This is a genomic window from Aquabacterium sp., assembly GCF_004297345.1.
GTDB lineage: Bacteria > Pseudomonadota > Gammaproteobacteria > Burkholderiales > Burkholderiaceae_C > Aquabacterium.
In genome coordinates, this window is record NZ_SCTN01000320.1 from 1 (window position 1) to 15,592 (window position 15,592).

Here is a 15,592-nt window from a genome sequence, read left to right on the forward strand (position 1 = left end):
CAGCCAGGTCACGATCAAAGCACCCAACAGCATGTGCACCATGCCTACAGGTGCACCGGTCTATGTCAAAACAGGCACCCTGACGGTGACGACAACCACGTTCACCACAGGCGTCAATGCGACCTGTGTACCTGGCTCCAACCAGTTGACGACCATCACGTCAACGGTCACCAGCTACCCGTACCCGGGCACATCGACCAAGGCCACCGACCGCAGTGACTGCGCAGGCACAACCTGCACCTATGCGGAAGAGATGACCAACTATGCCAACTGGTGGGCCTACTACCGCATGCGCATGCAGATGGCCAAATCTGCTGCCAGCATCTCGTTCTCAGGCATCGATTCTCAACGCCGCATCGGCTACATGAGCATCAACAACAACACGGGCAGCGACTTCCTGAACGTGGCGGACGCATCCACGGCATCAGGCGGCCAAAAATCACAGTGGTATGCCAAGTTCGTGGCAGCCAAGCCCGGTGGCAGCACGCCCTTGCGCACGGCCCTGTCTCTGGCTGGGCGCTACTACGCAGGCAAGACCAGCAAGATCAACGGGATCACCACCGCCGACCCCATGCAGTACAGCTGCCAGCGCAACTACACCATCTTGTCAACAGACGGCTATTGGAACGAGTCCACCAGCCCTGTGAAGATCGATGGCAGTACCGCCATTGGTGACCAGGACAGTGCCAGCACGGTTGCGCGCCCGATGTTTGATGGCAACGCCGTCAGCAACACACTGGCTGACGTGGCCTATTACTACTACAACACCGACATCCGGGACTCGGCCTACAGCAACACGAATGGTGTACTGGGTTCTGATGTGGCCAACAACAACGTACCTGACAAGCAGCAACGCATGTCCACATCCACCGTGGGTCTGGGGGCGTCGGGCTTCATGCGTTTTCAATCGAACTACGCCACAGCCAAGAGCGGCGATTACTACGACGTGCTGCAAGGAACCACCACCAGCACGACCACAGCCGGTAACGGCATCTGCACCTGGCAAACCACCGGCCTGTGCAACTGGCCCAAGGCTGTCAGCAACACGCAGACCACCATTGACGATCTGTGGCATGCCGCCGTCAACGGTGGCGGCATCTACTTCAGCGCAGCCAACCCGGCCGACCTGAAGGACGGTCTCAAGACATTCCTGCAAAAAGTGGACGGCGCCACGTCCGACGCAGCGGCGGCCACCACCAGCAACCCCAACGTATCGAGCAGCGACAACTTCATCTTCAAGTCCACCTTCCGCTCGTCCGACTGGTACGGCGAAATGGCACGCTACACGATCGACATCAACACTGGCGCGCTGTCCACCGTTCCAGACTGGTCCGAATCCGGCACGCTGCTGCTGTCTGATGGCAAGACGAAAACCACGCCCTTGCTGGACAACCTGCTGTGGACATCGCGCCGAATCTTCACCTATAACCCAGCCGCAGCCAATTCGCTCATTTCATTCGATTGGACATCGCTGACCACGACCATGCAGGGTTACTTCAAGGTCGCGGCCATCTCGTCCCTGCAACAGATGTGCTCGTCCGGTACGGTGTGCCTGGATGCCAGCCTGCGCGTTGACAGCGACACCAACAGCACCACAGGTGCCGGTGGACTGAACCTTGTCAACTACCTGCGTGGTGACCGCACGAATGAAGGCCCCGACGCCAGCACCTACTACCGCCAGCGCACCCACGTGCTGGGCGACATCGTGGACTCGCAAGCGGTCTATGTGAAGGCGCCGCAGTTCAACTACGTGGACACGGGCTACGCCAGCTTCAAGTCGACCAATGCCTCGCGTCAATCCATGCTGTATGTGGGCGCCAACGACGGCATGCTGCACGCCTTCGACGCCACCACGGGCGCCGAGGTCTGGAGCTACATCCCCTCCATGCTGCTACCCAATCTGTACAAGCTGGCCGACAAGAACTACGCCGGCAACCACAACTTCTACATCAACGCCACGCCGCGCCAGGGCGATGTCTACTATGACGGCAGCTGGCACACCATCCTGGTCAGTGGGCTGGGTGCGGGCGGCCGCGGCTTCTTTGCGCTGGACATCTCCAACCCTGTGACCCCCAAGGTACTGTGGGAGTTCACCAACGACACAAGCAAAGGCACCGGCTACACCACCGACGCCGACATGGGCTACTCCTATGGCCAACCACTGCTGACCAAGCTGTCTGACGGAACCTGGGTCGTGATGGTGACCTCGGGCTACAACAACGTGTCACCCGGCGGCGGGCACGGCATCATCTGGGTACTCAATGCCAAGACCGGTACCGTCATCAAGAAGATCGATACCGGCGCAGGCAGCACCACGACCACAGTAGCCGGTTGCAGCGCCATCCCCTGCCCTGCTGGCCTGGCCAAGATCAGTGCCTATGTGGAAAGCGGCGGCACCAACAACACGGCCTTGCGCATCTATGGCGGCGACTTGCTGGGCAACGTCTGGCGGGTCAATGTCACGGGGTTGACCGGTGCTGGCGGCACGGCCGATGTGCAGCTGCTGGCCACGCTGGCCAACGCCAGCAACGTGCGCCAACCCGTCACGGGGCGCCCCGAGGTGGGCAATGTGAATGGCAAGCCGGTGATTTTCGTGGGCACTGGCGCCTACCTGGGTGTATCGGACGTGTCCACTACAGGTCAGCAATCCATCTACGCCATCCTCGACCCCTTGACCAGTGCAAGCGGCGCATCCGGTTTGTATGGCAGCCCACGCGGCAGCACATGCACCGCGTCCATCAAGACGAACTGCTTCGTCAAGCAGACCCTGATCGACAATGCCAGCAACATCCGCACAGCCACCAGCACCGTGAGCTACGCGGTGGACTTCACGACCATGTATGGCTGGTATGTGGATCTGCCGGAAACAGGCGAGCGCGCCAACACCGACCCGGACCTGCAACTGGGCACACTGGCCTACACGACCAACATCCCCAGTTCGTCCAATGCCTGTAGCGTTGGCGGATCCAGCTACATCAACTTCCTGGACTACCGCACAGGCCTGACGGTTCCCGGCGCAGACCGCATCGGCAACCTGCTGACCAACGGCTCCACCACAGCCCTGGCCACCGCCCCCACGCTGGTGCGCCTGCCCAACGGCAAGGTCATCAGCATCACCAACCTGTCGGACGGCTCGACCGTGACGACCAACACGCCGATCAGCGCCACCAATCTGCGCACGCGCCGTGTCTCGTGGCGCGAACTGATCAACACGAACTGAGGATCACGCCACTCAGCGCGACAAGGCCTCGTCAAGCACTTCCAGCCAGTGCTTGACGGGCGTGTCCGTACCAGACTGCAGGTGCACGATGCACCCGATGTTGGCGCTCGCAATCAGGTGCGGTTCGCAGGCCTGCAAGGCCTTGAGCTTGAGATCCCTCAACTGGCGCGACATCTCTGGCTGCAGCACGCTGTAAGCCCCGCCGGCGCCACAGCATTGATGGCTGTCCTGCACGGCCAGCTTGACCTCGAAGCCCAGCTCCCTCAAGCCTGATTCGATCGGCCCCGGTTTGGCTGCACTGCTGAGCTTTTGCGCATGACTCAAGCTGCACGGCGGATGAAAGGTGATCGCCCCCAGGCCGGACTGCGCCCGCTTGCCCAGCTTGCGCTTGAGCAAAGGCATCCAGTTGGCCAGCATCTCGCCAGGATCCTTGGCGATCGTCACGACACGTTTGGCCTTGTCGGCATAAGCCGGATCATCGGCCAGCAGGCTGTCGTAATCCTTGACCCAGGCACCGCACCCTGAAGCATTGATCAGCAGGGCCTCGACCGGCGTGGGCGAATCGATGTAGGGCCACCATGCATCGATGTTGCGCCGCGCCCTGTCTTTCGCACCATCGAGGTCACCCATGTGCCCTTGCGCCGCACCACAACAGGTGGACGATGACGCCACCACGGCACGGATACCGATGGCATCCAGAACGCGGGCCGTCGAGGCATCGATGTGCGGCCGCAAGCCCGGTTGCACGCAGCCTTTGAGCAGCAAGACGCGGCGTGCATGCAAACTCTTCTTGGGATCAGGCCAGGAGGGTGGCGCCATGGGCGCCGGCGCCGGCACGAACTCGCGCAAGGCGGCGGGCAACATGGGCCGCAGTGTCTGACCCAACTTCAGCGCGGGCGTGAACCACGGCGAGGGCATGAGCTTGATCAGGCCCCAGCGCAAGACGCGTTCGCGCCAGGGACGCTCAACTTGCGCGTCCACCACAGGTTGGCCGACGGCCAGCAGTTCGTGATACTGCACGCCTGATGGGCAGGTGCTTTCGCAATGGCGGCAGCCTATGCAGTGATCGAGGTGCTCCTGCGTGGTGCGCGTAGGCGTCTGGCCTTCGAACACCTGCTTCATCAGGTAGATGCGGCCGCGCGGCCCATCCAGCTCATTGCCGGTGAGGCGGTAGGTCGGGCAGGTGGCATTGCAGAAACCGCAGTGCACACACTGGCGCAGCACCTCCTGCGCCTTGGCGCCCTCAGGGGTGGACTGGTGTTGGGGAGCGAGCTGGGTCTGCATGTGGATGGGGGATCAGTCAGCGTGACGCAGGCTCGGACGCCCACAGGCGGCCTGTGTCAAACACGCCATGAGGATCGAACGCCTTTTGCACCTGCTCGTGCAGGCGCCGTTGAACCGGCGACCAGGCAGCAGGCGCCACAAGCGCACCTTGATTCAAAGACAGGAAGGCCTGAGCATGCCCGCCCGCCTTGGCCACCACCTCATGCACCGCCGCAGCGGGCGCAGGCGTGCACACCCAGCGCAAGCCACCGAACCATTCGGCAAGCAGCTCGCCGTGCAAACCCAAAGGCGCGGTGGTGGGCGGCACGGCAATGCGCCACAAGGTTACGCCGTGTTGGCCAGCCTGCATCACGGCCTGACGGGCACGCACGAAGAATTCATCGGTGTGATCCCGCACGCCCAGCCAGAAGGCCTCGGCCACGGGTGGGGCCAGCAGCTCGCCACGGCGTTCGCGGTACATGCCCTGAACGGCACTGGCCACAGCGGCCCGCGCACCACGCAAGCGAACCAGCAAAGTGCCATCCCACCACGCGGAGGCATCAATGGGCAAAGGCTGCGAAGCCCATTTGTTGATCTGAGCCAGCGCCTCGGCCTCGCTCACATCAAAGCGCATCGTGGCCGACACCATCGGCTGTGGCATCACCTTAAGCGTGACATCCACCAGCACGCCCAGCGTGCCCATGGAGCCGGCCATCAAGCGCGACAGATCAAAGCCGGCCACGTTCTTCATCACGGCGCCACCAAAGCGCAGCAACTCGCCACGCCCGGTCAGCACCGAACAGCCCAGCACATGGTCTCGCACGGCGCCGCGCGACACCCGCGCCGGCCCGCTCACACCACTGGCCACCGCGCCGCCCATGGTGGCATCGGCATCCTGCGTGGCAGCAAAAGTGTAGCGAGGCGGTTCGAACGCCAGATGCTGGTTCTTGTCCGCCAGCATGCCCTCCACTTCGCGCAAAGGCGTGCCAGCACGCACTCGCATCACCAATTCACTGGGCTCGTAGGACTCAATGCCCTGCCAACTGCGGGTATCCAGCAACTCACCTCGGGTGATGTCCCCCAGGTGATCCTTGCTACCGCCGCCGCGCACGCGCAGGCAGGCCCCACGCTGGGCAGCGTCGAGAATCTGCTCTACCCATTGGGAAGGAATGGTGCCCGCCGACGGATTGTCGGCTTGCGCGCTTGCGTCTTGTTCGGCCATGATGGCGGCAAGCATAAGGCAAGGCGCGCCCGGTCTTGCTTCTCCCCCTATCAGACAGGCTTTTTGTTAGCGCAGATCACATGAAAGTTGCAGCCCTGCAAATGGTGTCCACGCCGCACGTGGACGAGAACCTGGCGCAAGCACGCGCCTTGATCGCACAAGCTGCCCAGGCTGGCGCTGAACTGCTCGCCCTGCCCGAGTACTTCTGCCTGATGGGCCTGCACGACAAGGACAAGCTCCACGTCGCCGAGCCCCTGGCCGATGCTATCCAACCGGATCCCACCGCCGCGCCCATGCAGGCCATGCTGGCCCAGGCGGCGCGCGAACACGGTGTGTGGCTGATCGGCGGCACCTTGCCCATCCTCAGCCATGAGCCAGAGCGCGTGTTCAACACGGTGCTCGTGTTCAACCCACAGGGTGAGCGCGTAGCCCGCTACGACAAGATCCACCTGTTTTGCTTCGACGATGGCCAACGCCGCTATGACGAGGCCGCATCGCTCACGCCAGGCACACAGCCCGTGTCGTTCCACATGCAGGACAAGCAAGGCGAGTCATGGCACATCGGCCTGAGCGTCTGTTATGACCTTCGCTTTCCCGAACTGTTCCGCCAACTCGGCGCGGATCAGGCACTGGACCTCATCGTCCTGCCTGCCGCCTTCACCGACACCACGGGCAAGGCCCATTGGGAGTTGCTGCTGCGCGCCCGCGCAGTCGAGAACCTGTGCCACGTGCTGGCCCCGGCCCAAGGTGGCCCGCATGAAAACGGCCGGCGCACCTTCGGCCATTCACTGGTCATCGAGCCTTGGGGGCAGGTGCTGGCGATGCAGGTGGCAGAAGGCCCAGGCATCGTGATGGCAGGCTTGAACAAAGCCCATCAAACCACCCTGCGCACGCAGTTGCCGGCCTTGTCGCACCGCGTGCTGGATTGAATTGTCTTATTCCGGCAGATCCTGCCACTCGGCAATCACGGTGTTGGACTCCATGTTGCGCGAGGCATTGGGATTGAACAGATCCAGCGAATGGGCCTGCGTGCCTTCGCGAAAGTGCTTGCGGTCAAACAGCTTGAGCTGCGCTTCCATGGGCAGATCCGTGATGCACAGCACATTGCGACGAATGAGTGCGTCTATCAAGTCTTCCAGCACACGCAGGAAGCTGGCATCCAGTGTCGCGAACTGCTGTAAATCGCCGTCCACACCCATGAACTGACGCACCTCGGGGTGATCTTCCGGCAGCGTCTGCGCGCCCACCACCGGGTCCCGGTGCAGGCTGCGGATCTGGCCGGCTGCATCGCGCAATACATAAAACATGGTGGACCTCGTCGACAGGGCAGAAGCTGATATCCGCATATCGGCAAGGCTGTGTGCATTCTTGAGCGTGCGGCGGCCATTTTTCACGCTTTGGCATATCGGGCTGCATCACGCAGCATGGTCGGTGCGCACACAAGGAAAAAAAAGCCGCCGGCCCGAAGACCAGCGGCTGGAAGACGCCATCACACCAACATTCATTGGCGCCAAAGGAGAGAGCAGACTACTGCATCATCTGGAGAGCAAGGTCCAGGCCAGCCTCCTGCGCCGGCCCTTCCCTTCACGATGCTCAGAGTGTCAGCAGGTACTGCACCAGATTGGCGACATCCGAGCTCGACTTGGCACACCATGGGTGCGGCGCAGCCGGCATGCCGATCGGGCCGGATGCCCCCATTTCAGGCCCGAATTCCTTGCGCATCTTCTGGAAGTCCCAGTAGTAGTTGTTCGCGTCGAACGAAGGCACCGTGAAGTACTTGTGCCGCTCGACGAACAGGTTGCGCGCAGGCGAGGTCGCATCAAAGATATTGATCTGCTTGGCCTTGGGCACACGGAACACATCGCCTTTGCGATTCAGATCAGGCGCAGGCGTGGGCTGATCTGCCGTACCAGGTACAGGGCGAACAGGTGCATGCAAGGTGTAGTACTGGTTGTACAGCGCCGAACCTTCAGCGCAGCGATCTGGATGCACCAGATCCTCCAGATTGCGCACATGACCGTCGCTGAGCAGGCCGCGTGAACTCACCCAATACAGGTTGCGCAGATACGTTGCCCGGATGGATTGCTGCTTGGCCTGGAAGTCCGTCGGCGCAAAGAAGCGGCCAACCTGATTGAGCGGGATCATCCGCTCGTTGGTGTTGGCACCCACCTTGTCGGCGTGGCAGCTTGCGCAGTTCTGGTCATACGTGGTCTTGCCTTGTGCCACCGCACTGCTCACACCCGCATAAGCCTTCCAGCCGTTCTGCACGAAGCTGCCTTCGCTTGTGCTGGTGTTGCCTGTCTGCGCCAGCTTGCCGTTGGACTTGAGCCAGCGGAACAAGCCCACATTGCGCAGGTCATCATCGTTCTCATCCAGGGTGGACATATAGGCCGTCAGCGCCTTGAGCGAGGCCGCATCCATCGAACCCATGGCGCCATCTGGCTCCTCGGCGTGGATGTAAGAGCCCTCGAACCCCACATATGACTCGGTGTGCGACAGCGAACGGCGAATCGGCAGGTGGAAGGTCACGTTCGGGATCGCGATGGGAGAGAAGATGTAGTCGTTGTCGTACAGCGTGCCTTCGCCAGCCGTGCGCGTGATCGTGGCCTCTGCTGCGCCCGCGGGCATGTGATACAGCAGCGCGGTCTTGTCCACCATCTTGGAGCCAGAGTTCCAGCTGGGGCCTGGCTCCGTCCCCGAGATGTACGAGAACGTGCCCGTGGTCTGGCCAGTCTTGTCGCCCAGCACCGCCCACTTCATGGACCAGCCCGGATTGGGCAAGCCAGGAAAGACCTTGGTGATCGTGCTGCTGCCCTTGCCATAGCTGATGCGATAGCCGTGGCAGGACGCGCAGTTGAACCCGGCCCATGCGCCCTTGCCCAGCAGCGGGTGATTGGATTCGGCCTTGCGGTAGCCCACCCATCCGGTCGAGCTGGTATTGCCTTCAGTCAACTGAGGCCCGATGGCCAGCAGGCCGGGCGTCGGGTTGAGCTGCGGATAAGGCTTGAAGTACACATCGGTGTAAGCCTCGGCCGGCACTTCGCTCTGGTTGATCTTGTAAGCACCGAACAGCGCCAAAGGATCAGCCGCCTGGCGCGTATAAGGATCCGTGGCCTTGTAGCTGAGGATCTTGTCCCAATCCAGACTCTTGAACTTGTGGCTTAAGCCCAGGTTGTAGTCGTACGACCAGAACATCTGACGCCCAAGCTTGACCATCGCGGCAAAGCTGGCATTGCTCACAGTCACATCGATCGGCGTGATGGCTTTGGTCAGCTCCGACAAGGTTGAGACCACATCACAGTTCGGATTGACCGGTGCCGGCACGCGGTTGACCTGCGCATCGATCACGTTGTGCGGGCCCGACTTGATCAGCGAGTTGAGATAGCCCGTGCGCTTTTGCACCTGCAGCTTCAAAGGACCTTTGCTGGCGTGCGGCGGCACGCGGAACTGCACCTGAGTGTCAGACCAGGCCAGGACATCCTTGGGCCAGGTACTGCGCACCACACCCGTCTCGTAGTTGGCCGTGGAGATGAGATCAAGCTTCTGCTCATACATGACCAGATCGGTTTCCAGCACGCGAGCATTGCCGATCATGATCTTGCTGAAGTCGATATCGGTGCCTTGGCCAAAGCCACTGCCGATCAACGTGATCGTGTCACCAGGCTTGAGCGAGGGCGCAGCATTGTTGGCGCCCGCCGTCCACACCAGCGCCCCGTTGACCAGCATCTGCTGAACCACAGGCGTGCCGAAGTTCTGGGCCGATGCGGCGCGTTGCTGCTCGCGTGCCGCGTTGAAATTGCAGATGGTTTCCTGGTTGGGAAAGGCCGGCGCTGCCTGGGCGCTCACCCATTGCGCGGCCAGGGCGATGGTGCCCAGGACAGGTGCCCACGCCGTGCGCGTGCATCCCCTTGAAATTCGATGTGCTCTGGCCATGGTCTTCTCCTCAAACTGGTCATTGCCGGTGAACAATGGCGCCATGTTCGCCAAGCAACCCGGCTCGCCATGTCACGGCAACGACAAATCAGGGAAAGACCTCAGAGGCCTGTAGCGGGAAGAAGCCGGCGTGCACCAGCATGCGCCGCTCGACCGGCGTGAGCGCGGCCGCTTCAACCAGCGCAACGAGGTCCAGCACCTCGATCAAGCCGTATGACAAGCGGATCACGCCGCGCTCTTCCAGTGCCCGCAGCAACTGGTTCACCGTCTGGCGCGACAAGGCCACCATCAGCGCCAACTGGGTCTGCTTGATCGTCAGCTTGCAGCGCCCGACCTCGCCCCCCGTGACGGCGCAATAGGTCAGCCAGACCAGGCGCCGCGCCAGGCGCTCGGCCGGCTGCACGATGGACAGATCTTCCAATGCGATGAAGGCCATGCGCACCTTGAACGCCATTAGCTTGCCGAAATGGCGCCACCACAGCGGCTGCGCGTCCAAAATGACATCCAATGTGCCCAGCGGCACGAACAACAAGGCCGTAGGGCCCACGGCCACCGCATCATGCGTGCGTGGCAGGCGATCAAACAGGGCAATCTCGCCAAACCACATGGGAGGCTCGATGAGCGAGAGCATGGCCTCCCGGCCATCCCGTGTCACACCCGTGATGTGAAAGCCGCCATCAAGCACGGCATACAGGCCGTCAACCGGCTCGCCGCGCAGGAACAGGGTTTCGCCATCACGCAGTGTCTTGATCATGCCCTGCGACATCAAGGCATCCGCCAGCGCCGAAGGCACTTGAGACAACCAGATGTCGCTGAGCAGGAGTTCGCGTTGGGCCGCAGACAGATTTGCCATGGACGGCGATCATGCCTACATCAGTCGGCACAGCCTGTCAGCATCGCGACATTCGAGGGAAAGACCGGAGAGTCAGGCCGGATCCGACGCCCGCCCCTTGGGCCCACCACCCTGCAACTGGCTGAGGATGCGCTTTTCATTGGTCGATACGCCGGCGATCTCCATCAGGCGCACGCGATCCAGCACCTCGATGCGGCCATAAGCCACGCGCAGCACGCCCTGATCCTGCAAGGCCTGCAGCACCTGGTTGGTGGTCTGGCGGGACAGCGACAGCATCAGCCCCAACTGAGTCTGACTGATGGGCACCACGCACACGCCCTCATTGGGTGTCAAAGCCGAAGCCTCGACCAGCCACACCAGACGGCGAGCCAGACGCGCTTCAGCGGGCAGCAAGGCCAGGTCTTCCATGCTGATGAAGGTCAGGCGCAAGCGCAGCGCCATCAAGACGCCCAGCTCGCGCCAATAGTGAGGCGCGCGCTCCAGCAAGGCCAGCAGCTCCTTCTGCGGGATGTGCAGCAACTTGACGCCGCCCTCGGCCATCGCGTTGTGTGTGCGGGGCAGGCGGTCAAACAAGGCGATCTCGCCAAACCAGCTGGGCGCATCCACCAGCGACAAGATGGCCTCCTTGCCCGCTTCCGTCACCCCGGACACCTTCAAGGTGCCTTCCAGGATGGCGTACAGCCCATCGGGTGCATCGCCCCGAAAGAACAGGTGCTCGCCATGCTTGAGCCGGCGCGGGGTGGCCAGGCTCAGCAGGTCATGCTCGAAATCCTTGGGCACGCTGCCGAACCAGGGGTCGGCACGCAACAACGCCAACACATCGGGCGTAATCCATTCACGCATGCGCGCAGCCTTTCAATGCAGCTCAGAGCTGTCCGTAAGAGTGAAGCCCTGACAGGAACATGTTGACGCCCAGGAAGGCGAAGGTCGTGACGACCAGGCCCACCAGCGCCCACCAGGCCGCAAAGGTGCCACGCAAGCCTTTCATGAGGCGCATGTGCAGCCAGGCCGCGTAGTTCAACCACACGATCAGGGCCCAGGTTTCCTTCGGGTCCCAGCTCCAGTAGCCACCCCAGGCTTCGGCCGCCCAGAAGGCGCCCAGAATCGTGGCGATCGTGAAGAAGGCAAAGCCCACGGCAATGGCCTTGTACATGACGTCATCGGCCACCTCAGGCGCGGGTGTGCGCTCGTTGATCCAGTCTTTCGCCATGATCACCAGCGAGAAGAAGACCACCAGGCCACCCACCATGCGACCGGCCTTGCTCACGGCGGCCATGTTGTCGGCCGACAGATCACCGAACAGCGCAAAACCCAGCAGAGGCAAAGCAATGAAGGCAACGGGCAGCCCCACCAGGCCCTTCCACAAGGCAGCCTTCTCAGCCGTCTTGAGCAGGTAAGCCAGGGCCACCATGGCTGACAGTGCAAAGGTGCCATAACCCACGAAATTGGCCGGCACGTGGATCTTCATCCACCAGCTTTGCAAGGCCGGCACCAGAGGCTGGATCTCGCTGGCGCCGCGCACCAAGGCGTACCACAGCAGGAAACCCACAGCCGCGCTGACCACCAGCATCACAAAAGCACCCAAGGAACCCAGCGACTGTCCAAGGCGCTCGAATCGGTCTTCGTAATAGAGCCAGAAGATGGTCGTCAGCCATGAGAACAGCACGAACACTTCATACAGATTGCTGACCGGGATGTGGCCGATATCGGGCCCGATCTGATGGCTTTCGAACCAGCGCACCAGGGTGCCAGTCAAGGCCATGAAGACACCCGCCCAGGCGATGCGTGCACCCAGACGGGCCCCGGTGTCGCTGCGCGTGATCACGCCGATCCAATAGAAGATCGTGCTCATGAAGAACAGCACGCTCATCCACAGAATGGCGCTCTGGCTGGACAGGAAATACTTCAGCCAGAACACCTGATCGGCCTTGGCCAGGTCCGCGCCGTAATCGTCCGTGGCGCGCATGTACAGCGCAGCCGCCCCCCACGTTGCCAGGCCCGACAAGATCATCAGCAAACGCAAGGGCCGCCAGAACCAGCCCAGTCCCACCAGGCTGGGAATGGCCACAGCCAGGATGCCTTTTTCGTACACATCCATGGCGTTGCCGAAGGATGTGAAACCCCACACGCCCGTGGCCACCACGGCCAACGCGAAAAGCCAATCCGTCCAGGGGCGCTGCGCCATCGAAGGCGTGCCCATGGGGGGCTGGGTGGAAGTCGAGGTGCTGCTCATCTCATGCATCCTTGCAAATCATCTGTCTTGGCCCTTGTCTGGGCTCGTGGGGCCCAACACCGCATCACGCAGGCGATTGAACTCACGGTCGGTATCCAGCGTCTGGCGTGTGGATGACAAGGCCATGCTCACACGCGTGCCGCCCTGGCCATCATCCTGCAACCAGACCCACACACGGCGTTCACGGACGTAAAGCATCGAGAAAACGCCAATGATCAACAGCATGCAGCCCAGATAGACCACGTTGCGACCGGGGGTACGCGTGACCTGGAACACGCTGGCCTGCTTTTGCTCGAAGCCTTCCAGCGTCAGGAGCATGGGCGAAGGGTAGAACATCGAATCCGAGATTGACAGCACGGCCTGCGTCATGAAGGCCCGTGCAGACTCCTGCTCGGGCGACTGTTTGCTCAGGCCGGCGCGCTCGCGGCTGATGTTCCACAACTCGAACATCGCGCCATTGAGGATGCGGATCAACGTTGACGAGGTGTGCTCGCGCTGATCGGCCGGCACCACCTGCTCGATGAAACTCGACAGGGCCTGCAACCCGCCATTGGTGACGCCTGCCGGCAATGCTGCGCCCTGCTCGGACTTGAGCTGCACCGCGCCCGCAAACAGATCCAGCGAGCGCTGCGCCGAGGTCGTCAACTGCTGCACCAGTTCGGGCTTGTCAGCTGGTGCAGCACCTTTGCCAAAGCGCTCGGCAGCTTCTGTGCGGGCCTTGGGGTCATTCAAGGCCTGGCGCAAACGCATCCAGCCCTGCATGCTCATGTTCTCGTCGGCTGGCACACGCAGATAGCGGAAACCTTCAGCCAGGTTGTCACGCACGCCCCACAGGAACAGCGCCTGGCCATCAATCTGCACGGGCGCCATGTAGTTCTGGAACTCACGCGCCTGGCCTGCTGCATCGCGCAATTTGTAGGTGACCGAAGGGCCGATGTTGACCAGCTTCTTGTCGCCAGGCGGCTTGGCGCCAGAGCCCAGATGCTTGCTCAACTCGGCCAGGTTCACGCCCCGCACGTCGTTGCCGGCACTGGCCGCACCTTCTGGCGTGCGCTGGGCCGATACCAGGTCTTCCACATTGATCACGCGCAGGCCGGTCACTTCCAGGCGCACATCGGTCGAGGCCTGGCCATTGGCAGCCATGTGCATCAACTGGGGTTCACCGCCCACAGCACCGTCGATTGCGCTCACCCCCTCGTCGTGCATGCCGATCAGGTTGTGCGGCTTCAGGTGCACGATCGAGCCACCATCTTCAAAGCTGGACTGGAAGATCGTGACGCCGCCGTAGGTGACCGGGTGATTCACTTCCACCGTGAACGGCCTGGACACCTTGGCCTTCGCATCGTGGATGATGATGTCACTGGCAAAGCGCTTGGGCATGCCCGTGTTGTAGTAGTCAACCGTGAACTTCTTGAGCTCGATATCGAAAGGCAAAGGCTGCACCAGCATGCCCTGCTCCAGGGTGATCACGGCAGCATTGGTGCGCTGCCCTTCCGGCACGAACAACTGCGCTCGGTAGGCCGGGTTGTTTTCGTTGAGACGACTGTGCTGGCTTTCGACACCGCCCTTGAAGGGCTTGAGATCTTGCAGCCAGGCTTGCGCCTTGATGATCAGATCGCCATCGAACAAGCCGCCCAGGCACACCAGCACGATGGCCGAGTGGGCGGCGATATAGCCCAGCTTGTTGATGGCACCCAGGCGCGCGGCGATCATGAAACCAGCTTCGCCCTTGGCCGATGCCTCGCGCTGCTGCGTCTTGACGGACCAGCCTTGCAAGGCCAGTAACTGAATCACCTGCTCGCGCATGGCCTCCAGCGGTTGGCCCACCACGCCCGCCGCCTTGTGCGGAAAGGCCTGCAACGCCTTCTCGCGGATGTATTCCTTGTGCGTGCGCCAGTCGGCCAGGATCTTGGGCGTATTGCGCGCAATGCACAAGCTCGTCGAGATCACCAGAAAGGCCAGGATCACCAGGAACCAGTAGGTCCCGTACACGCGGTACAGCCCCAATGCACCAAAGACCTCGGCCCAGAACGGCCCGAACTGGTCCACATAGTTGACGAAGGGCTCACCCTGCTTGACCACCGTGCCAATGGCCGACGCGATGCAGATCACGGTCAGCAGCGCAATCGCAAAGCGCATGGACGCCAGCAACTCCATCAACTCACGCCCTGGCTCGCGTTGGGGGCGCTGTGGGCTCGGCGGCACCGGCTCACCGGGAGGGACAACTGCAGCGGTCATAGGTTCTGATCTGACTGAAGGCTCACTATAGCGAGGCGCGCCTCGCCGGAAAGTCGCGCCAACGACCTCTTCCACTGGTGGAAACGTGAAGCCCAGGAAAGCAAAAGGCGGTCAGCCCGATATCGGGCCTCCCGCCTTGGCAGTGAACGCCGACGCGCCAGATGCACGTCGGCAAGGGCATCAACGCAGACCGGCGATGTAATCGGCCAGTGCTTCGATTTCCTTGTCGCTCAGGTTGGCAGCGATGCTGCTCATCTGGACGTTGTTGGTGCGATCACCTTGGCGGAAGGCTGTCAACTGAGCCTTGATGTAGTCGCCATGCTGGCCAGCCAGACGTGGGTACTGAGCAGGGATGCCAGCACCGTTGGGGCTGTGGCAGCCGGCGCAGGCAGGCACGCTCTTCTTGGCGATACCGCCGCGATAGATGCGCTCACCGGCGGCAACCAGTTCAGGGCTCTTGGCGACGCCGTCCTTGGCCTTCTTCGTGGCGTAGAAGGCCGCCACGTTGCGCATGTCTTCAGGTGTCAGGGCACCGGCCATGCCATTCATGATGGGATTCTTGCGCTTGCCTTCCTTGAACTCGGTCAATTGCTTGACGAGGTATTCAGGGTGCTGGCCTTGCAGGATCGG

11 protein-coding genes are annotated in these 15,592 nt (G+C 62.1%); 2 read left to right on the forward strand and 9 right to left on the reverse strand.

The window, feature by feature from the left end:
* A partial coding sequence (locus EPO09_RS11350; RefSeq protein ID WP_290643145.1) for a PilC/PilY family type IV pilus protein occupies positions 1–3,220 on the forward strand: 3,220 nt, incomplete at its 5' end.
* Positions 3,221–3,232: 12 nt separating this feature from the next.
* Here EPO09_RS11350 and glcF read toward each other — a convergent pair.
* Positions 3,233–4,504 carry a glycolate oxidase subunit GlcF gene (gene glcF / locus EPO09_RS11355; protein WP_290643147.1) on the reverse strand — a complete coding sequence of 424 codons (1,272 nt, stop codon included), beginning with the start codon at positions 4,502–4,504 and terminating at the stop codon, positions 3,233–3,235.
* Between the two features lie 16 nt (positions 4,505–4,520).
* On the reverse strand, positions 4,521–5,705 hold the full coding sequence (gene glcE, locus EPO09_RS11360; protein WP_290643148.1) for a glycolate oxidase subunit GlcE: 1,185 nt from the start codon (positions 5,703–5,705) through the stop codon (positions 4,521–4,523).
* A gap of 80 nt (positions 5,706–5,785) precedes the next feature.
* Here glcE and EPO09_RS11365 point away from each other — a divergent pair, with 80 nt between their 5' ends.
* Positions 5,786–6,634 (forward strand): carbon-nitrogen hydrolase family protein, encoded by an 849-nt coding sequence (locus EPO09_RS11365; protein WP_290643150.1) that lies wholly within the window; start codon positions 5,786–5,788, stop codon positions 6,632–6,634.
* Positions 6,635–6,640: 6 nt separating this feature from the next.
* Here the strand turns inward: EPO09_RS11365 and EPO09_RS11370 are convergent, their stop codons facing one another.
* The 7 genes from EPO09_RS11370 to EPO09_RS11400 all read right to left on the reverse strand — a co-directional run.
* Positions 6,641–7,012: a hypothetical protein gene (locus EPO09_RS11370; protein WP_290643151.1), complete on the reverse strand. Its 372-nt coding sequence runs from the start codon at positions 7,010–7,012 to the stop codon at positions 6,641–6,643.
* 286 nt (positions 7,013–7,298) lie between these two features.
* On the reverse strand, positions 7,299–9,638 hold the full coding sequence (locus EPO09_RS11375) for a c-type cytochrome (protein ID WP_290643153.1): 2,340 nt from the start codon (positions 9,636–9,638) through the stop codon (positions 7,299–7,301).
* A gap of 88 nt (positions 9,639–9,726) precedes the next feature.
* Entirely contained in the window at positions 9,727–10,491 is a 765-nt protein-coding gene (locus EPO09_RS11380; RefSeq protein ID WP_290643155.1) for a Crp/Fnr family transcriptional regulator, read from the reverse strand.
* Positions 10,492–10,563: 72 nt separating this feature from the next.
* On the reverse strand, positions 10,564–11,334 hold the full coding sequence (locus EPO09_RS11385; protein ID WP_290643157.1) for a Crp/Fnr family transcriptional regulator: 771 nt from the start codon (positions 11,332–11,334) through the stop codon (positions 10,564–10,566).
* A 22-nt stretch (positions 11,335–11,356) separates the two neighbouring features.
* The gene (gene ccsB / locus EPO09_RS11390; RefSeq protein WP_290643159.1) at positions 11,357–12,733 is read right to left on the reverse strand and encodes a c-type cytochrome biogenesis protein CcsB; all 1,377 of its coding nucleotides are present in this window, start codon (positions 12,731–12,733) and stop codon (positions 11,357–11,359) included.
* A 9-nt stretch (positions 12,734–12,742) separates the two neighbouring features.
* Complete coding sequence (locus EPO09_RS11395) at positions 12,743–14,962, reverse strand: cytochrome c biogenesis protein ResB (protein ID WP_290643161.1); 2,220 nt, start codon at positions 14,960–14,962, stop codon at positions 12,743–12,745.
* A 180-nt stretch (positions 14,963–15,142) separates the two neighbouring features.
* A partial coding sequence (locus tag EPO09_RS11400) for a c-type cytochrome (protein WP_290643162.1) occupies positions 15,143–15,592 on the reverse strand: 450 nt, incomplete at its 5' end.